This is a genomic window from Halosolutus sp. DAT137 (genome assembly GCF_059736405.1).
Genome location: NZ_JCAQID010000024.1, coordinates 1 through 815 on the forward strand (window position 1 = coordinate 1; position 815 = coordinate 815).

Consider the following 815-nt stretch of genomic DNA (forward strand, 5'->3'; position numbering starts at 1 on the left):
CCGTATCACGGCTGGACGTTCAAGAACACCGGCGATCTCGCTGGCATCCCGTTGCGCGATCAGGCGTTCGAGGGTCTCGATCCCGCCGAGTGGGGACTCCTCGAAGCCCCCCGCGTCGAGAACTACAAGGGTCTCGTCTTCGCCTCGATCGCACCCGAGGGTCCCTCCCTCGAAGCGTACCTCGGTGATTTTACCTGGTATCTGGACGTGCACTTAGACATCGCGAAGGGCGGCCTGGAGGTCGTCGGTGAACCCCACCGCTGGCGGGCCGATAGCGACTGGAAGTCCGGGGCCGACAACTTCTCTGCTGACAGCTACCACACCGGCGTCGCTCACCGATCGGTCTTCGAGGTCGGCTTTGGCGACGAGGACATCTCCGGAACCGCGGGTCAGGAAACGCAACGGCACGTGACCCACGTCGACTCGGGTTCGACGAGTCTCCGACTGCTTCGCCCCGAGGACGAGGTCTTTTTCGGCTATCCCAAAGAGTACGTCACCGACGAGAAGTTGAGCGAGAACCAGTACGAGGTCGCCGCCGCCTGCGGCGCTGCTACCGGAACGATCTTTCCGAACCTCTCGTTCATCCACCTGGCTGCGACGAACGACCCCGACAAGCCACTCGATGGCTTCTTCAGCCTCAGGCTGTGGCAGCCGGCCGGTCCCGGAGAGATGGAGGCCTGGAGCTGGGTGCTCGCGCCCGCTGACGCCTCCGACGAGTACAAGAAACGGGCCTACGACGTCGCCCTCGGGACGTTCAGCCCGTCCGGGAACTTCGAGCAGGACGACTTCGCCGTCTGGGACGGCATCGCCGAGGC

General features: G+C 64.4%; 1 protein-coding gene. It reads left to right on the forward strand.

The features are described 5' to 3' along the window. On the forward strand, nt 1-815 hold an 815-nt coding region (locus AC6I6L_RS20670), incomplete at both ends, for an SRPBCC family protein (RefSeq protein WP_497919664.1).